At 55.5% G+C, this 19363-nt stretch carries 15 protein-coding genes; 10 read left to right on the top strand and 5 right to left on the bottom strand.

The genetic code is table 11. The features are described from left to right. Nucleotides 1–173: 173 nt before the first annotated feature. The 3 genes from NP590_RS02110 (at nt 174) to NP590_RS02100 (ending at nt 5035) form a co-directional block, all read left to right on the top strand. A complete protein-coding gene (locus NP590_RS02110) occupies nt 174–2294 on the top strand; it encodes a RelA/SpoT family protein (protein ID WP_256600507.1) in 2121 nt (706 codons plus the stop codon). Nucleotides 2295–2394: 100 nt separating this feature from the next. Then, the gene (htpG, locus tag NP590_RS02105; protein WP_256600506.1) at nt 2395–4332 is read left to right on the top strand and encodes a molecular chaperone HtpG; all 1938 of its coding nucleotides are present in this window, start codon (nt 2395–2397) and stop codon (nt 4330–4332) included. Nucleotides 4333–4474: 142 nt separating this feature from the next. Next, nucleotides 4475–5035 (top strand): hypothetical protein, encoded by a 561-nt coding sequence (locus tag NP590_RS02100; protein ID WP_256600505.1) that lies wholly within the window; start codon nt 4475–4477, stop codon nt 5033–5035. Between the two features lie 384 nt (nt 5036–5419). Here NP590_RS02100 and NP590_RS02095 read toward each other — a convergent pair whose 3' ends face one another. Together NP590_RS02095 and bfr are read right to left on the bottom strand one after the other, a co-directional pair. Next, a complete protein-coding gene (locus NP590_RS02095; RefSeq protein ID WP_256600504.1) occupies nt 5420–5545 on the bottom strand; it encodes a hypothetical protein in 126 nt (41 codons plus the stop codon). A gap of 646 nt (nt 5546–6191) precedes the next feature. Further along, on the bottom strand, nt 6192–6656 hold the full coding sequence (gene bfr, locus NP590_RS02090; protein WP_256600503.1) for a bacterioferritin: 465 nt from the start codon (nt 6654–6656) through the stop codon (nt 6192–6194). A gap of 493 nt (nt 6657–7149) precedes the next feature. Between bfr and NP590_RS02085 the strand changes: the two genes are divergently transcribed. Then, a complete protein-coding gene (locus NP590_RS02085; protein ID WP_256600502.1) occupies nt 7150–9126 on the top strand; it encodes a cache domain-containing protein in 1977 nt (658 codons plus the stop codon). Here NP590_RS02085 and NP590_RS02080 read toward each other — a convergent pair whose 3' ends face one another. Next, entirely contained in the window at nt 9127–9474 is a 348-nt protein-coding gene (locus tag NP590_RS02080) for a phenylpyruvate tautomerase MIF-related protein (RefSeq protein WP_256600501.1), read from the bottom strand. It lies immediately after the preceding gene. Nucleotides 9475–9551: 77 nt separating this feature from the next. On the opposite strand from NP590_RS02080, the gene NP590_RS02075 reads away from it, so the two are divergent. From NP590_RS02075 to pgaD, 6 genes are all read left to right on the top strand, one after another. Then, nucleotides 9552–9953, top strand: coding sequence for a hypothetical protein (locus tag NP590_RS02075; protein WP_256600500.1), 402 nt, complete (start codon nt 9552–9554; stop codon nt 9951–9953). A gap of 91 nt (nt 9954–10044) precedes the next feature. Next, on the top strand, nt 10045–11946 hold the full coding sequence (gene pgaB, locus NP590_RS02070; protein WP_256600499.1) for a poly-beta-1,6-N-acetyl-D-glucosamine N-deacetylase PgaB: 1902 nt from the start codon (nt 10045–10047) through the stop codon (nt 11944–11946). A gap of 310 nt (nt 11947–12256) precedes the next feature. Then, a complete protein-coding gene (locus NP590_RS02065) occupies nt 12257–12904 on the top strand; it encodes a C-type lectin-like domain-containing protein (RefSeq protein WP_256600498.1) in 648 nt (215 codons plus the stop codon). 226 nt (nt 12905–13130) lie between these two features. Continuing rightward, nucleotides 13131–15602, top strand: coding sequence for a poly-beta-1,6 N-acetyl-D-glucosamine export porin PgaA (gene pgaA, locus NP590_RS02060; protein WP_256600497.1), 2472 nt, complete (start codon nt 13131–13133; stop codon nt 15600–15602). A 26-nt stretch (nt 15603–15628) separates the two neighbouring features. Continuing rightward, a complete protein-coding gene (gene pgaC, locus NP590_RS02055) occupies nt 15629–16957 on the top strand; it encodes a poly-beta-1,6-N-acetyl-D-glucosamine synthase (protein ID WP_256600496.1) in 1329 nt (442 codons plus the stop codon). Beyond that, nucleotides 16954–17424, top strand: a complete 471-nt coding sequence (pgaD, locus tag NP590_RS02050; protein ID WP_256600495.1) for a poly-beta-1,6-N-acetyl-D-glucosamine biosynthesis protein PgaD — start codon at nt 16954–16956, stop codon at nt 17422–17424. The genes pgaC and pgaD overlap by 4 nt, the downstream gene beginning before the upstream one ends. On the opposite strand, the gene NP590_RS02045 is transcribed toward pgaD, so the two are convergent. Both NP590_RS02045 and NP590_RS02040 read right to left on the bottom strand, forming a co-directional pair. Next, a complete protein-coding gene (locus NP590_RS02045) occupies nt 17421–17945 on the bottom strand; it encodes a hypothetical protein (RefSeq protein WP_256600494.1) in 525 nt (174 codons plus the stop codon). The two genes, pgaD and NP590_RS02045, sit on opposite strands and share 4 nt — an antisense overlap. Nucleotides 17946–18106: 161 nt before the next feature. Next, complete coding sequence (locus NP590_RS02040) at nt 18107–19327, bottom strand: VOC family protein (protein ID WP_256600493.1); 1221 nt, start codon at nt 19325–19327, stop codon at nt 18107–18109. Nucleotides 19328–19363: the final 36 nt, after the last annotated feature.

The following is a 19363-nucleotide window of genomic DNA, read 5'->3' as shown; positions in this document are numbered from 1 at the left end:
GGCGTGCTCATGTTTGGCATGAGCACGCCGTTTTTGCCTGTAGCGCCTTAAAGCACCCGGCCCCGCAATCGAACCGGCCTCCCCCCGCCGCAAGCCGCCGGACGGACGAAAACTGTCGACACCGGCAAGCTATTCTCCGGCAAAAATCGCCCCGACTGCTTTACAATGGCGACATGCATAACAACGCCAGTATTGCCCAGAGCCTGTTCCCCGAATTGTCCGCCAGCGATCTTGCCTTGGTCGATCAAGCACTTCTATTGGTCGAACAGGCTTGCGCAGACAATCCCCCGACCCAACACAGTCCCCGCCCCAAGGGCATGGATGTCGCCGGCATCCTGACCGCCGTTCACATCGACATGGAATCCATTCTGGCCGCCGTCTTGAGCGATTCCCGCCTGGAAGGCCGTCTGGACGAAACCGGCATAGCTAAGCAATTCGGCCCGGTAGTCGCCTCCTTGGTGAAAGACGTCAACTGGCTGAACAAGGTCAGCATATACAAGCGGGACATGGCCAACCAGCCAAACCAGACCGAAATCCTGCGCCGCATGCTGCTGTCCATGACCCACGACGTGCGGGCGGTATTGATCAAACTGGCTTATCGCATCCAGCGCTTGCGCGGCCTATCTCGGGAAGATGCCGACATCCGCAACTTCATCGCCCGGGAAACCCTGGATATCTATGCGCCGCTGGCCAATCGCCTGGGTATCAGCCAATTCAAGTGGGAACTCGAAGACCTGGCGTTTCGCTATCTGGACCCGGAACGTTATCGCAGCATTGCCGAATCCCTGGCCGACAAGCGCGTGCGGCGGGAAGCCTGCATCGACACATTTCTGCGCGACTTGCGGCAAACCTTGGACGAGCACCACCTGAAGGCCAAGGTCTATGGCCGCCCCAAACACATTTACAGCATCTGGTGCAAAATGCGCCGCAAGCAACTGCCGATCGAGGAACTCTACGATCTGCTGGCGGTAAGGGTGATTGTCGACGATGTTACGGCCTGCTATACCGTATTGGGACTGGCTCACGGCCGCTGGCAATATATTCCCAAGGAATTCGACGACTATATCGCCAACCCCAAGGAAAATGGCTATCAATCCCTGCATACCGTGGTGGTTGACACGCAAGGCAACCGCATCGAAATCCAGATACGCACCCGCGCCATGCACGAATTCGCCGAACTCGGGGTGGCCGCCCACTGGCGTTACAAGGAAGGCGGCGGCCACAACGCCGCCTCGGAAAAAAACATTACTTCGCTGCGCTTGCTGCTGGAAGATCGCGGCCAGGACAACCTGCTGGAAAGTTTTCACACCGAACTGTTTTCAGACCGGGTATTCGTGCTGACCCCCACCGGCAAACTGGTCGATTTGATCAAGGGCTCCACCCCGCTGGATTTTGCCTACGCCATCCACACCGACATCGGCCACGGTTGCCGGGGCGCAAAGATCAACGGCCAGATCAAACCCTTGACTCACGTATTAAAATCCGGCGAACAGGTGGAAATCATCACCGTCAAAAACGGCCAGCCCAGCCGCAACTGGCTGGACCCCAACCTGGGCTATCTGAAAACCCCGCGCGCGATCGGCAAGGTCAAAAGCTGGTTCAAACAACAGGAACTCGGCGAAAACATCGCCGCCGGCAAAAGCCTGCTGGACAAGGAAAGCAAGCGCCTGGGGCTTAAAAACGTCGACCCGCGCGACCTGGCCAAACATTTCAAGATGGCGGATGTCGACCATCTGTACCAAGCCCTTGGACGCGGCGACATCAATAACCGGCAACTGGCCGGCGCCCTGAAAATCCCCGAACTGGCGCCGGTATCGTTCAAGCTGTCGCCGTCCAAAACCAACCCCAAATCCAGCGTCACCGTGGCCGACATGGACAATGTCGTCACCAGTCTGGCCCATTGCTGCTCGCCGGTCGCCGGAGACGACATCGTAGGCTACATCACCCATACCCGCGGCATCACCATCCATCGGGCGGACTGCGCCAACATCCTGCACCTCAATCCGGAACAGCAAACCCATCTGGTGACGGCGGAATGGAGCGGCCGCCATCGCGCCCGCCACAGCGTTCCCATCGTCATAGAAGCCCTCAGCGGCGACAATCTGCTGATCGAAGTCTCGCAACTGTTGCATTTCGCCAAAGTGCACATTACCGACGCCGCCCTAAAAACCCACCCCGACCAATCGGCCACCTTGAACATGCAAATCCAGATCGATAATACCGATCAACTGAGTCTGGTACTGGGACGTATCAGCCAGCTGGAGAATGTAACGGATGTCCGCCGCAGGGTTTGAGCCGCTTTAGCCACCGGTTTTTTCGGCAACAGCCTTGAAAAACCCATGCCCTATCCCCACTTCGCCACAGTCCCGTTTTTTAACTTGCATGAGTAAGACTATGACTGTAGAAGCAAAAAAAGAAACCCTGGGTTTTCAAACCGAAGTGAAGCATCTGCTGCACCTGATGATTCACTCGCTGTACAGCAACAAGGAAATCTTTCTGCGCGAACTGATTTCCAATGCCTCCGACGCCGCCGACAAACTGCGTTTCGAAGCGCTGGCCAACGACGGCCTGTACGAAGGCGACAGCGACCTGAAAATCCGCGTCGATTTCGACGAAAGCAAAAAAACCATCACCATTACCGATAACGGCATCGGCATGAGCCGCGAGGAAGTGCAGGATCACATCGGCACCATCGCCAAATCCGGCACCAAACAATTCTTCGAAAAACTGACCGGCGACCAAGCCAAGGACAGCGAGCTGATCGGCCAATTCGGTGTCGGCTTTTATTCCGCCTTCATCGTCGCCGACAAGGTCACCCTGACCACCCGCAAGGCCGGCGCGCCGACAGATGCCGGCGTGCGCTGGGAATCGAGCGGCGAAGGCGACTACACCATCGAATCGGTCGAAAAAGCCGCCCGCGGCACCGAAATCGTCTTGCACCTGAAAGAAGGCGAAGAAGAATTCGCCAACAGCTGGAAGCTGCGTTCCATCATCAAAAAATACTCCGACCACATTTCCTTGCCCATCATCATGAGCAAGGAAATCCCGGCCGAGAAAGACGATGAAGGCAACGAAACCGCCCCGGCCCGGGTCGAAGACGAAACCGTCAACAGCGCCTCGGCCTTGTGGAGCAAAAACAAGGACGACATCAGCGCCGAGGATTACAACGAATTCTACAAACACGTCGCCCACGACTTCCAGGACCCGCTAGTCCACGTCCACAGCAAGGTCGAAGGTACCAACGAATACACCTTGCTGCTCTACGTTCCCGGCCGGGCGCCGTTCGACTTGTGGGACCGCGACGCCAAGCACGGCGTCAAGCTGTACATCAAAAAAGTCTTCATCACCGACGATGCCGAGCAACTGATGCCGCGTTATTTGCGCTTCATCCGCGGCGTGATCGATGCCGACAGCTTGCCGCTGAACGTATCGCGCGAAATCCTGCAACAAAGCAAGCAGATCAGCAACATCAAGGCCGGCGCGGTGAAAAAAGTGCTGGGCATGCTGGAAGACCTGGCCGAAAACGATGCCGACAACTACCAAAAATTCTGGGAGCAATTCGGTAACGTGATCAAGGAAGGCCCGATCGAAGACCACAAAAACAAGGAGCGCGTCGCCAAACTGCTGCGCTTCTCGTCCACCCATACCGACGATAAAACCCAAAACGTATCACTGGCCGACTACGTCAGCCGGATGAAGGAAGGTCAGGACAAAATCTACTTCATCACCGCCGACAGCTTCGCCGCCGCCAAAAACAGCCCGCACCTGGAAGTGTTCCGCAAGAAAGGTATCGAGGTGTTATTGCTGACCGACCGCATCGACGAATGGCTGGTGTCCAGCTTGACCGATTTCGACGACAAGCACCTGCAATCCATCGCCAAGGGCGAACTGGACCTGGACAAATTCGACAGCGAAGAGGAGAAAAAACACCAGGAAGAAATCAGCAAGGACTTCGAATCGGTGGTCAAGCAAATCAAGGATGTGCTGAGCGACAAAGTCAGCGAAGTCAAAATCAGCCACCGCCTGACCGATTCCCCGGCCTGTCTGGTGACCGGCGCCTACGACATGAGTTTGCACATGGAGCGGATCATGAAAGAGGCGGGCCAGGCCGGCGGCCTATTCGGCATGGGTGGCGGCAGCAAGCCGATCTTCGAAATCAACCCAGACCACGCCATCGTGCAGGCCCTGAAATCCGAGCAGGATGATGCCCGCTTTGCCGACATCAGCCACATCCTGTTCGACCAAGCCATCCTCAGCGAAGGCGGCCAGTTGGAAGACCCGGCGGCATTTGTGCACAAGTTGAATGGGTTGTTGCAGGGGTTGTTGAAATAACTTGTTGTGATATGGAAAAGGCCGGGGAACCGGCCTTTTTTGTGGTTGTTGTGCTAAAGTCGTTCTGTATACCCGTTAGTTTGGGGTGATATACAGATCCATTTAATTACTTGTTAGGCCTCTTCTTAGACAAAATTGAAAAATGAACGCTGACTTGTTAAGGCAACGCAGAAATTTGATTCTGGTGTGCACTGCTCTCATCATGTTCGAGTTCGCCAAGGTAAGTATTGCTAAAGTAAGCATCCTAGGAACGGAGCTCGTCGTGGGCGATGCACGCGTGCTGCAAATATTTGCATGGGTTGTATGGGGATACTTTCTCTTAAGGTATTACCAATACTTAATGCTGGAGGGGGATCTAATGCTGATTTCCACTGCCAGAGGCAGGTTTGAGTCAAAAGCCATGCCCTACGTAATGAAACTGATTGGCAAGCAAAGCCTGACGGGAAAGGTAAATTTCACCAGAAAATTTATTTTCTGGAAGTACTCAGTGCTGCAGAGAGTACAGACCAACAAATTTGGGTATGACGAAGAGACTCACTCGGGAAGAGTACCGTTCTTTCGCGCCATCCTTTGGTGGGCCAACGGCTTCTTGTATCTCATCCTGCACACGCCCAAAGCCACAGACCATCTTCTTCCCTTTGCTCTGGCGGTAATGGCACCGGCAATTGCATTACTTAGGCATTTTTCTTTACTAGGGGCATGACAATAAACACATCACAAACCCCAGGTCAAGTCCCAGTGCATCATCTCGCACCTATCCACAAGCGCCGATTGACACGTCAAGTGCAACACCCAGAATTGAGGTCGTCGTAATGCACAAACCTTCCACTCCGCGCCCCAGCCTAACTGTCAGGTCAACGCGGACGCAACCAAGGGCCATGCCTTCGGCATTCTCATGGCCCTTGGTTGTGCCCTCCGCCCTGACGGGCTCCGGCGCCGGTTACCTTGGTAGTTAGGCCTCACGAGGAAACATATGCGCATCGGGTGGAGCGGCTGGTCAGTTGACGTGGACGACGGGTGGACGATTACCGATCACCCCGACTGTCTTACCCTGGAGCGTTCCGTTGGCGCGGCCCTTCAACTCAGTTCAGCCCGAAAGACTTCTGGTGAAGTCACGGACGCCGATCTGCAGGACTTTGTTCTTGAGCAGGAAGACGAATGGGGTGTTGCCGCACCCGCTCAGTGCGGTGAGTTCAGTGGCGTCGTAGTCCACTATTCCGAGGAAGGAAGTCTTTGGTCACGGTGGTTCCTACGAAACGGCTCAACTCTGCTCTTCGCCACTTACAACGGAACGCCGGAGGCCGCGGCGCGCGAATCGGACTTAGTCAATCAGGTACTTGCCACTGCAAGCCCGCGTAGCTCCGATTAGCGGAGCGTAATCGGAGGAACCCGCGTAAGGCGGATTCGGAGCGGTAGCGACAATCCGCCATGGTATTGGCCATGGCGCTGTCCTCGACATGGCGGATTGCTATCGCGAATCCGCCCTACGCCCTGCTTGATCCACTCGGAATCGGAATACGTACATTCGCTATGCAGCGAATAATGCTTGAGTCGCATGACGCGGCGAACATCTTCCAACAAAGTCAGGCAGGTCACATTTCTCGCTTCGTCGTTTCATCGCTTCGTAAGCGAGGGGCTTTATCCCTCGCATTGGGGCGCGAATCTGGCAGCGCGGTTTGAATGGTTTGAAGGTGGCGAATAAGCAAGGGGTACGCAATGCGTACCCTACGCTAAATTTGATTAAATGCCGGTGATAACCCGCGGCAATCGGAGGGATGATGCTCCCAATGTTGTAAGCAAGTTGTCCGCCGATGCCGGATATTGTTTACTCCAGCCGCCAACACCACGAAACCAACAAATCACATCTGCGACTGCAGATAATTTTGGATGCCGATCTGCTCGATCAGGCCCAATTGGGTTTCCAGCCAGTCGATATGCTCTTCCTCGCTTTCCAGGATATGTTCGAACACTTCGCGGGAAATGTAGTCGCTGACGCTTTCGCAATAGGCTATGGCTTCGCGCAATACCGGTTCCGCCAATTTTTCCAGCTTTAAATCGCACTCCAACATTTCCCTGGGGTTTTCGCCTATCATCAGTTTGCCCAGGTTTTGCAAATTGGGTAATCCTTCCAAAAACAAAATCCGCTCGATCAATTTATCGGCATGTTTCATTTCGTCGATGGACTCGTGATAGACCTTTTCGTTGAGCTTTTGGTAGCCCCAGTTCTTATACATTCTGGCGTGCAGGAAATATTGGTTGATGGCGGTCAGTTCGTTTTCCAACACTTTATTCAGATATTCGATTACTTTTTTATCGCCTTGCATAAAACTCTCCGGATTTGGATGGGAACAAGTGGGTATCTCGGTGGCCAAATTAACACACTCCCGCCACGGTAACCAGCGCCACATAAGGGCCAGGGGCAATTATTTCCGAGCTTTTTGCAAATCGCATGCTAGCTGGCGCAGAGCATCAATTTAACAATGTTAAATGCACCATTATCGTGCCAAATCGCACCATTTTAATCGGCAAAAATGCGGGGTTTTTGCCCGTAACGCCTTGAAAATTGCCGAACACCCCGACTTGGCATGTCTTCTGCATTTTCGGTGCAGGCTACCGGACAGCAAGGCCGGCATTTTTTAAGGAATCCTAAGCCATTCTCCACCCGGGCTGGGTTTGGTATCGCCCAGTAAACGACAGGATAGAAAAATAGCCACGCAAGCGACGCTTCCGCGCCAGTACCCAGCCCCTTTCACCCTAAACTTACGGTTACTTATGAACGCACTGTTAAAAGCACATAGCCCAAAATTGCTAACTGCAATGCCGGACGTAAAAAGCTTTGAAAACCGCTTGGCCCAATTGAACGGCTGGTGGGGCAAAATCACCTTGATCGGCAAAATAAACAGTCATAACGTGGCGGCCACCATACTGGACGACATGAACCGCACCCAAAACAAGTTCGGCGAACTGCAACAACAGCTCACGCAAAATTTGCTGTACGAGAACGTGCAAAAACTGGTGCTGGATAATTCCTCAAAGGCCCAGGTCGCCATCGACCTGTTAATTCGAAACTTGTTCGAGCGCACCGCCGATGTGGGTTTTTTGGCGACGGATAACGATATTCGGGAGTTTCTGGCCGAGCCGCAACCCAGCCGGCGGCAAACCGACTTCATCGAAAACCGTTTGCGGGAATATGTGAAAAAATACAGCGTTTACGACGAAATCATGGTGTTCGATACCCAGGGCCGACTCATGGCTCATCTGGATGAAAACAACCTGGTCAGCTGTTCGGATGACCCTTTGCTGAGCGAAACCCTGGCCAGCCAGGAGGACTATCTGGAAACCTTTCGTCATAGCGACTTGCAGCCCAATCGCCGCCACTCGCTTATTTATTCCCGCAAAATCACCGAAACCGATCAGAAAACTTCCAAACCCTTGGGCGTGCTGTGCCTGTGCTTTCGCTTCGACGATGAAATCCAGGGCATCTTCGCCAATTTGCTGAGCCGGGAAGATGTGGGGGTCATGACGATTTTGGCGGTGGACGGTCAGGTTATCGCCAGCAGCAACGAGCAATTGGTGCCGCTGCGAGCCAAATTCAATGTGGATACGCCGCTAAGGATCAATACTTATCAAGGCAGGGATTACATTACCAATACCCGTCAGACCAGCGGCTACCAGGGCTTTTTCGGCCTGGGCTGGTACGGGCAAATGATGACGCCGCTGGATCGGGCCTTCCACGGCAAACCCTCGGCCAACCGGCACGGCGATTTTGCCGGGATCATGGAACAAGCCAGCAGCTTCCCTGCGGAGTTGCGCAATATCCGCAAGGCATCGGCCGATATCAACGCCGACCTTGGGCTGTTGGTGCTAAACGGCCAAATTGCCTCCGCCCGCAAAAACGCCGCCGAGTTCATGCCGGTATTGGAAGCCATCAAGGAAATCGGTTCCGACATCGCCAGCATCTTCACCGCCTCGGTCAACCGCTTGCAGGAAGTCACGGTGATGTCGTCGCACCTGAACAATGCCGGCTTCCTGGCGGCATTGGCCGTGGACATCATGGACCGCAACCTCTACGAAAGAGCCAACGACTGCCGCTGGTGGGCGTTGACGTCGGCCTTCAGACAAAAGCTGGCGGCCGAATTGTCCGCCGGCGACAAGCGCCAAATCAGCGAGATTTTGCAATACATCAACGCGCTGTACACGGTGTACACCAATTTATATGTCTACAATGCGGAAGGAGAAATTCTGGCGGTGTCCGACAGCAAGCAAAGCCACTGGGTCGGCAACACGGTCGACGCCGCAAGCGGCGCACTGGCCGCGCTACAAAACCCGGACAGCCAAAAATACAGCGTCTCGCCGTTCGCCGTCAGCCATTTGTATCAAAACCGCCACACATATATTTACAACGCCGCCATCACCGACTTGGCCGAGCCTTCTAGGGTGTTGGGAGGCATAGGCATCGTGTTCGACAGCGAACCGCAATTCTCGGCCATGCTGGAAGAAACCTTGCCGCGCGATGAAAACGGCCGCCTGTTAAACCACTGTTTCGCGGTCTACGCCGACAGAAACCAAAACATTATTGCCGTCGCCAACCGGCCCGACCTCAAAGCGGGCGACAAACTGGACCTGGACGAAAAGCTATTCGGGCTGTCGAACGGCCGGCACAGCTCCGATATTGTCCAATACAATGACCGCAATTACGTACTGGGCATGGCGGCCTCCAAGGGCTACCGCGAATACAAAACCCGCGACGGTTACCAAAACGACGTATTGGCCTTGGTGTTTATTCCGTTTTAATCAGCCGAAGGTCGAGCCGTTCCAGCCCCAAAATTCGGCGGGGCAATTGCTGAATTCGATATAAACCCGGTCCGGCGCCAGGGACAGGCGCCGACGCAGCAAGTCGGCAATCGCCGCCGACAACCCGCCGGCCTGAGACGTGGATAATCCTATGCTTTTGCATTCCACATAGGCCAACGGATCGGCATTACCTCCGAACGACATGGCTTTGCCCCCCTCCAGTTCAACCATCACATAGCGCTCCGGTTTGCCGGTTTCCTTGGCCAATAAGCTGGAAAAGTCGGTCAATAATTGGGAAGATTGTTCCGCCCCGATGGCGACATTGGTATGCATTTTTAAATAAGGCATTGGTATTCCTCACGTATTCATAAATATTGGCTATTCTCATGCTGGTATAACAATAATAACCCACAGTGGAGATAGCCATGAAACACCTTTATTTGATCCTGTTTGCGGCGGCTTTCAGCCTGCGGACCGACGCCGTTTTCGCCTACGGTAGCAGTTCGAGTTCCGCCAGTTGCGATAAGCCGACGTTTTCGGAGTTTCAGCCGGCCGTCAACAAATATATACAAAGTTTCCGCGAATTTGCCTTTGTCGCATCGTCCAACACCAGCCCCAGTTCGATTGAAGTCAATATCAGCGCCGGCCAGATCAAGGAACACTTTTCGGCCAAACAACTGGAAATCACCCCGCAACCCAGCGGCCGCCTGATGGTCAAGGGTAAAATCAACAAGCCTTTTCAACACGGCTTCGTCCGCCTGAGCGCCACGGCTCACAGCAAGCCGGGCTGCGAAAAAACCGATGGCGTTTTACTGCGGGTGCAATAAGCCGGCTCCGCGGTATAGGCGCTTTCATACCGAAAACGCCCGCTTTGCTAGCGCCCTGCCGCGGCTTGCGCCGCCGGCGCCGTTTTTAAGCGTGCCGCGCAATTTTTATTGGCTATTGGCTCTGTTGCTCGGCTATTGGCTGACGGCATCCGCGTGGGCGGATGGCGGCGCACCGACAGCCGATTTTCTGGTCCTTAATTATCACGATGTCGTTGCCGAATCCGCGCCCGGCGCGCCCGAGGCACATTTTGCGGTCGATAAAAAAAATCTGGAAGCCCAATTCGCCTGGCTGAATACCAACGGCTATAAGGTCATAGGCATTCAAACCCTGCTTGACGCCGCAAAAGGCCGACAAGCGTTGCCCAGCAAGGCGGTGCTGCTGAGTTTCGACGACGGTTATCTGAGCTTTTATACCGATGTGTTGCCGTTGTTGAAAAAATATAACTTCCCCGCCGTGGCCGCCATCGTTGGCGCTTGGCTGGATAAGCCTAACCCGCCCGGCCAAACCGCCTTGATGTCGGCGGCCCAGGTTCGCGAGGCCATGCAATCCGGTCTGGTCGAAATCGCCTCTCATGGTTACGACCTGCATCGAGGCATCATCGTCAACGCGCTCGGCGATCATCAAAGCGCCGCCACCGCGCGGGCATACCTGGGCGACAACCACGAAAGCGAGGAAAGTTATCGCCAGCGGATTTTTCAAGCGCTGGAAAAAAGCAGCGAACATTTGTTTCAGACTCTGGGCGTCCGGCCACGGGTGATGGCATGGCCCTATGGCGATTACAACGCTGTTAGCCTGGAAGCCGCCAGGCGCGCCGGTATGCCGCTGACCATGGGCTTGGGCGACGGCGGCAACACCCTGGCCGACCTCGGCGCCATGCGCCGCCTGATCGTTACCGGCAACCCCGATATCCGCCAATTTTCCCAACTTTTACGGGAAAAGCGGCTTGCGCAAAGGCTGCGGGTCGCTCAGGTGGATTTGGATTATGTCTACGACGACGATCCGCGCCAAACGGAACGAAACATCGATTTACTGCTGGACAGGATCAAACACAGCGGCGTCAACACGGTATTCCTGCAGGCATTTGCCGATCCCGACGGCGACGGCATAGCCGGCGAGCTGTATTTTCCCAATCGCCACCTGCCGGTCCGGCGCGATTTATTCAACCATGTAGCCTTGCGATTGCGCTCGCACGCCAAGGTCAAGGTATATGCCTGGCTACCCATCATGGCCTACCGAACGGCATTACCGCCGGACTGGTATGTGCACGAGTGGCGGGACGGCGGCGGCCAACTGTCCGCCAAGCGCCGGCTGTCGCCATTCAATCCGGCTGCCCGCCGATTTATCGGCGAAATTTTTGAAGATTTGGCGATACACTGCGACTTTAACGGAATTTTGTATCACGACGATGGGGTCTTGTCGGATTTCGAAGACGCCTCGGCGCCGGCTCTGGCATTCGCCCATGAGGTTTGGGGATTGCCGGCGGACTTCGAAACCCTGCACGCGGATGCCGGTCTGCGCATGACATGGGGCCGGCACAAAACCCGCCTGCTGGCCGATTTCACCGACTATCTGACCGATAGAGTCAAATTTTACCGGCCGTATGTCAAAACCGCCCGCAATTTGTTTGCCCTGCCGGTACTGAACGAAAACAGCGAGGAATGGTATGCGCAATCCCTGGCTGTTTTTTTGCAACATTACGACTATGCCGCCGTTGAAGCCATGCCGTTCATGGAAGAGGCGGAAGAGCCGCTGGCGTGGCTGCAAAGCTTGGCCAGCAAGGTTGCCGCGCATCCGGCCGGCCCGGACAAAACGATCTTCGAATTGCAGACCTTCGACTGGACCAAACAACAAGCCATTCCATCCGAAGTTTTTATCGAGCATGTGCGTTGGCTGGAGAGGCACGGCGCCCGACATATCGGCTATTATCCCGACGATTTTCACCTGGACCATCCCAAACTGCCGGACCTGCAAAAGCTTTTCAGCGAAAAATAAGCGCCCGCGCCGACGCCCCGTTTCGGCCTGTCATAAAAGCTTAATTTTAAATCCGCGCATCCCATGACAAAATCGACGATATATGCGCCATTTTTGTCAGTTAAACGATTAATACATCACAACGAGCTTTCAATACCCGGATAGTCCTTATCAGGCCATGGCATTGCTTATGCTTTTGTTTATCAATGAAAAACTTGCATGATTGGTTAAAAGGTGAGCTAATGCCGCCCAGCTCACAAAAATCTAACACTTTTTGGCGCACAAAATGCTAAATATTTAATCTCCCATGATCATAAAAGGAACCTTAAGCATGCTTATTTCGCGTTTGACAGCCTTATTATTTGTCGCGGCCAGTTTTCCGTCTTTTGCCTCGCCGGTATTCAACCCTTCCAACGGCCATTATTATGAATTGCACACCTTTACGGACGACTGGCGGCTCGATTGGTCGGAAGCCAAGGCATTCGCCGGAAATTTGACGTTCGAGGGCGTCAACGGCCATCTGGCAACGGTAACCAGCCAGGAGGAAGACGACTTTCTGTGGCATGTGCTGGCCGCCCAAGGCAGTTTTCTGGGCGGCTTTGACGTCAGCAGCTATAACGACGAAACCGGCCTCTGGCAGCATCAGGCTTGGCAATGGGTAACCGGCGAATCGTTCAGCTACGGCAACTGGCTGCCCGGCGAGCCCAACCATTGGCAAGACGGTTCGGCGGAGACGCCCGACAACGAAGACTACCTGATGTATTGGTGGCCCGTGGCATCCGACAACGGCCGCTGGAACGACACCAATCTGGATTCTTCCGAAATGACGGACAGCGGAATCCGTTACACAGCCCGCGGCTTTGTGGTCGAGTACGCCCCTATCCTCACCCCGCCGGTCCACGCTCCGCTCCCAGCTTCGGCTTGGCTTTTCGCCTCCGGCTTGCTGTTGGCGTGGCGGCAGCGCGGAAAAACCGCCTGAGGGCTCGGCCCCTAATAACTTTCCTTTTAATTTCCCTCACCCTAACCCTCTCCCAGAGGGAGAGGAGGCGGAATGCGGAAGCCTAAGCGGCTTCGCTCCGGCGACATTCCCGCCGGAGCGCTTACTCCCGTTTAGCCGCGTTTTTCATGCCGTGACATCACTTGATTACCCGGCCCTGTTACCGCCATTGAAACAGACCACCTAATTTTTCCAACCTCGACACCCCATGATCCGCAAAGCGTTTGCTGTTTTGTTATGGCTGCCCAGCTATAGCGTGCTTGCTCAATCCACCGTCGAAGCAGCCTACCAACAAGCGCTCGATCAAGCGCGCTCCGGCGACACGGCAGCGGCCCTGCCGCAATTGCGCGCGTTGGCAAGCGAATATCCGGAGCGCAAAAACTATCTTTACGATTACATGCAGGTGTTGCTATGGGCCGACCGCAATGAAGACGTATTAAACGAAGCGGAAAATCTGGATTTAAGCACGGCACCCGCCTATGCACTGGAAACCGTCGCCAAGGCCGCCCGCAACCAAGGCCAATGGGAGCGGGCCCTGGCTCTGTATCAACAGGCATCCGCCCTGACCCCCGACCGACTCACGCCTCAACTGGGCATCGGTTTGGTGTTACTGGACCAGGGCCGGCATGCCGAGGCCGTAATTCACTTGCAACAACTGCAGGAGAGATACCCCGAATCCATCGAAGCGCTCCTGGTGCTGGCCGATGCCGAAAACAACAATGGCCAGCCGGACAAAGCCCTGGCACTCTATCGGCGGGCGCTACTGATTCAGCCATCCCACGCCGACGCGCTACGCGGCTTGGTATTCACGCTCGCCAATAACGACGCTGTCGAACAGGCCCTGCGGGTTGCCGCCAGCCAACGCGAATTATTCAGCGCCGAGGAATGGGCCGGTTTGAAATGGCAACAGGCGGCCTGGCTGATCCGCCACGGCGAACAAGCCCTATATCTGGACAGCCGCGATTACCGGCTCACCGACCAAGCCATTGCCGCGCTAGATGACAACATCGCCTCGGTGGAGCGGCTCGCTTTGCAAAATCCTTCCAACTGGCGGCAACGAGCCCGGTTCGATTTGCTGGTGGCCCTGCGCGACCGCCGCCGCATGAATGACGCCATCGCCCTGTACGAACAATTGCTGCGCCAGGATATCGTCATACCGGTATACGCCCGCATGGCGGCGGCAGACGCTTATCTGAACAACCGCCAGCCGGAACAGGCGCGCGATCTCTATCTCGGCGTCATCGCGGAAGCGCCGGATTATGCCAACGCCAAGACTTCGTTGGCTTATGCCTATCTTGAGGCCGAACAGCCGGATCAGGCGCTGGCGACGGCGGAACAAGCCGCACTGGAACAGCCCGCCAGCATCAGCGCCCGGCAAGCCGACGGCAGCGCAACCAGCCTGCCCAATCCGCAAAAAGCGGCGGCGGAGATGACCGCGGCAATTTTCCACGCCTATGTCGACGATTTAGAAGGCGCGCAAGTCCGATTGGAAAAGTTGCGCTTGGAATACCCCGAGAACACCGACATTCACAACAAACTGGCCGAAGTCTATTACTTCCGTGGCTGGCCGCGCAGAGCCCGACGGGAGCTAGACATGGCCGGCCAACAAGCGCCTGGGCATTTCGGCTTGAAGCTCAACCGGGCCAAGGTTGCCCACGAATTACGCGATTACCCGCTGGAAGCCGCGCTGACGCACGAGTTATATGCCTACTATCCGGAAGATTCCGGTGCTCTGAAGCAGATGCGGGCATGGCAACGGCACAACAAACCGGAGCTGAAAATATTCGCCAGCGGCGGCGTCAGCAGCAACCAAAGCAACGGCGAAGATGCCAACCCCTTGCTCGGCAACGACAATACCGCAATCGACGGCTATTTATATTCAAGCCCGATCCAGCGCAATATTCGCGCATTCACTCACCAAGGCTGGCGAACCGGCTTGTTCAAGGAATCCGAGGGCGGCCGCGGCTATTTAAGAATCCATGGCGCCGGCCTCGAATACGCCAAGGACGCCATCCTGGCCTCGCTGGAAGTGCATTACGACCATTTCCGTTCCGAAGCGGTCGGCGTCGATCTGGGCCTGGATTACCAAATCAACGACCAATGGCAGCTGTTCACCCGCCTCAGCAGCCTGGATAACAACATTTCCCTACGCGCGCTCAGCGCCAAGGACGAAACCGTCACAGCCAAGTCGGCCATGCTGGGTACGACTTTTCGGGTCAACGAATCGCGCTTTTTCAGAGCATCCGCCGCTTATACCCACTTCAGCAACGACAATGACCGCGTGGTATTGGACGGCACTTATTACGAGCGCTGGCACAGCGGCCCCGTCTATAAGTTCGCCACCTATTTAAACTTGGCCTACTCGACCAATTCCCGCCCCAATCAAGGCTTTTACTTCAACCCCAAGCAGGACGCCATGCTCGGCATCACGCTGGACAACGACTGGCTGACCTACCGCCACTACGAAACCGATTTTCACCAGCATCTTGCCCTGACCATAGGCGAATACTGGCAGCAGGACTTCGGCGTCAATACGGTCGGCAATATCGAATATGCGCACCGTTGGCGCTTGGGCCCGGACATTGAATTGAGTTACGGCGGCGGCAGAAGCTACCGCTATTACGACGACGCCCTGACCGAAAGCTGGCAAGGCTATCTGACCGCCAACATCCGTTTTTAACCCACGCGAAATTACAGAAAAAACTCATGCTCGAACCCCTACACCCATTACTCGCGGCAACCGACAGAGCCGCCGGCACCGCCTGGCACGCCGCGGCGAACTTTGCCCGCGAATGGATGTCGGTGCTGCTGGAATTCGCCTTTTACTATCCCTTGTTCATGGCCTATTTGTGGATGATAGGTGCCTGCATCTATTATTTTCATTGGGAAAGAAACAATCGCCACGACCATGAAAATCCGCCCCAACTGCGCGAATATCCGCCGGTATCCATTTTGGTGCCCTGTCATAACGAAGGTCGGGACGTCGAGGAAACCATCGAATTTCTGCTGCGCCAGCAATATCCCGCTTTCGAGATCATCGCCGTGGACGACGGCAGCCGGGACGACACCTTGGCCATTCTACTGGCACTGGCCGAACAACATCCGCAACTGCGGGTCATCCACCTGGAAAGCAACCAGGGCAAGGCGGTGGCGCTAAATACCGGCGCGCTGTTTTCCGCCAACGAGTTTCTGATCTGCATAGACGGCGACGCCCTGCTCGCCCCGCATGCCACCACCTGGATCATGCAACACCTGTTGTCCGGCCCGCGCGTCGCGGCGGTGACCGGCAACCCGCGCATTCGCACCCGCTCAACGCTGCTGGGCAAAATTCAGGTCGGCGAATTCTCCGCCATCATAGGCTTGATAAAGCGGGCCCAGCGCGTTTACGGCCGGGTGTTCACGGTATCCGGCGTGGTGGCCGGTTTCCGCAAATCGGCCCTGCACCGGGTAGGGTTCTGGAGCAACGACATGGTCACCGACGATATCGACATCAGCTGGAAACTGCAGTTGGACCACTGGGACATCCGCTTCGAACCCAACGCGCTATGCTGGATCCTGATGCCTGAAACCTTGCGCGGCCTGTGGCGGCAACGCCTGCGTTGGGCGCAGGGCGGCGCGGAAGTGCTGCTGCGTTACAGCAAGCGCCTGGGGATATGGCGCTCGCGGCGCATGTGGGGGATTTACGTCGAATATCTGACCAGCGTATTCTGGTCTTACACCATGATCATGATTCTGCTGCTGTGGACGCTGGGCTGGTTTTTCAACCTGCCCAAGGAATTGAACATTCCTACCCTGATACCCAGCTGGGGCGGCGTGTTGCTGGGCGCCACCTGTTTGCTGCAGTTTGCCGCCAGCCTGATCATAGACTCCCGTTACGAGAAAAACATCGGCAAAAACTATTACTGGATGATCTGGTATCCACTGATTTACTGGCTGATCAACGTGCTGACCACGGCGGCCGGCCTGATCAAGGCCATATTCAAAAAACGCCATACCCGCGCCATTTGGGTCAGTCCGGACCGGGGTGTGAGATGAAAAGCAGACCGCTGATCATAGACAAACCATCGTTGCAAAGCTTGCGCCAACGCTATTTGTCCGCCACCTTCACCTTCATTTTCTGGACCGTGTGGATTTTTTTATGGACGCCCTTGCTGACCTTGCTCGGCTGGCTGATGGGCCTGGATCTGGTGTATGTCGAAATGCTGCAACTGAAAGGCTACCGGGAGGTGGTCGCCGACTTCGGCCGGTTTTTAATCTGCATCGCCGTCATAGGCGGCATATTGGGCATTTGGGCCGCCTATAACTTTTTCCGCTTTAAAGACCTGGAACGCCGCGCCGCCATAAAGCCGGTCACCACCCCGGAACTGGCGGCGTTTTTCGGCATCAACCCGCAAAAGCTGACGCAACAACAAACAACCCAATGTCTGTCGGTCAGTTTCGACAGCCTCGGCAATATCGTCGCCAGCCAGAAATTGGAAGCCGCAACCCGGCCCGCCGATTAACGCCAACGGGCGGATTTTTCTTCCGCTTCGATGACAGCCCGATTCAGCAAACTCAATTGTTTTTCTTCGGCAAACTGCAGACCCAAAGCATAAAAAATCGGCATCCACAGCGGGTTGATCAACATCGCCCCCAAAATGCTCTTGGCGGTACGTTGCCAGTTTTTTAACGGATTGAAGCCCTCGCTCAAACTGGCCTTGGGATGCTCGGCGAATATCTCGGTAAGCGGCCGCAAGGGCGAGGCATCGTGCCGGCCGTCCAAGGCCGCCATGGCGGCGGCCAATTTGTCCCGAATTCCCAAAAAATTGCCGCGCGCCACGCAAACCGACACTACAAAAGCCAGTGCCATCAAGGGCAGCAAAACCCTGGGCGGGGCAATCGGGGCAAAAATCGGCGCCATCAACACCAAGCCGTAACCCAACATCAAAATATCCTCGCCGCGTTCGACATCCCTGTCGACGCCGGCCACGATGGCCACCACGGGATGAGCGGCCGTATCCAGGTAAGTTGAAGATCGAGACATGGCAAACCTCCGAAGGGACAAAAACAACGGCTTATCTATGCCTTAAAACCGGAAAAAGTCAAACTCCATTTCAATACGGTGAAAGCAAAATATTCGGCAGGGCGCGCTTACGTGACATCCGACATCCGCCGAGTTTACCCAAACAAACCCGAACCGGACGCTTATAGCTTGCCTTTAACCCCTTCTTCCTGGCCGGCCGCATAAGTCAACAATGCCACGTTTTCGCGGGTGAAAAAGCCCTGGAAATCGCCGAAACGTTGCACGTATTCGATGATCAACGAAGAAAAATCCGAGGCCGAGGAGAAGATCTGTTTCAAGCCTTCCTCGCGCGAACCGACCGTATCCAGCAAAAAGCCCTTGCCTTGGGCGGCAATGGCTTCGACGATGAAATCGATGTTTTCGCGGCCGTTGCTTTGGCCGTCCTTGACTTCCACCGCGATATGATGCAGGCGCGGACCGTAGTTGCGCACAAAGGTTTCGGTCGGGCTGGGCAGCTTGTCCAGATGCCCCACGCAATAAGGTAGATTGTTGGCGGTAAACACCTTGGCCGGGCTGACCGACTCCGGCTGTTGCCGCACGTTTTTGGTGACATTGGTGGAAGAGTTTTGATCCTTGATATCGTAACTACCCCAGTAGTAATAACTGGACAGCGCCAAGTATTCCAGCAGCGCCGCTTCCCGGTTCTGGCTGTAAACCCGGGTGGCCAGATGGTCTATGGGCATGATCAGGTCGGCGATGCCCAGACGCTCCTGCATTTCCTTGCCTCTGTCGTTGGCGGCCTGGGCGGCCGACAGAATCACGCATTCGCCGTGGTGATAGACCCGAATGCCATCGACCGGGCGTTCCATGTAGCCCAGCAGATTTTGGGTATAGGGCGACGGTTTGGACATGCTGACATTCAAGGGCAAATCCAGCTCGGCCAACTCGCCGACCGAGAAAAAGCGGAACTCGCGCTGCTGTTGCTGCGCCACCACGCCATGCCTGTCGCCGGCCAACAGAATCTCGCCCAGATAGCGGCTGTGAGGCCGCTTGGCGCCGACCGGATACAGATCGTTCAGGCTGCGAAAAATGTCGCTCTGCTCCGGGTATTTGACTTCCCGCAGCAGAATGTCCGGCGATTTCATGTCGATGCGCAGCACATGGGTCATGTGCTTGTCGCTATCCAGCGTCACCAGATATTGGTAGGGCGTCATCAAGGCCAGTTCGGCGATGTATTCCACCGAATTACCCGGCTCGACGCTGATCATCAAAGCCTCTATGCCGCCTATCAGCTCGGTCAGGCCGCTACGGTCGCGCTCTTCCAGCAGGCGTTGCAGATATTCCTCGAAAAAGTCCGAATTTTGTTTATCGCCGAAGCGCGGCAAATTGGTTGAGCACAGCATTATCTGATCCTCGTTAACAATGCAAAAAAGGTTACG

Source organism: Methylomonas subterranea, assembly GCF_024505185.1.
In the GTDB taxonomy this organism is placed as follows: Bacteria; Pseudomonadota; Gammaproteobacteria; order Methylococcales; family Methylomonadaceae; genus Methylomonas; species Methylomonas subterranea.
The sequence above is the reverse complement of the archived record's forward strand: the minus strand, read 5'-3'. Positions and strand labels throughout refer to the sequence as shown.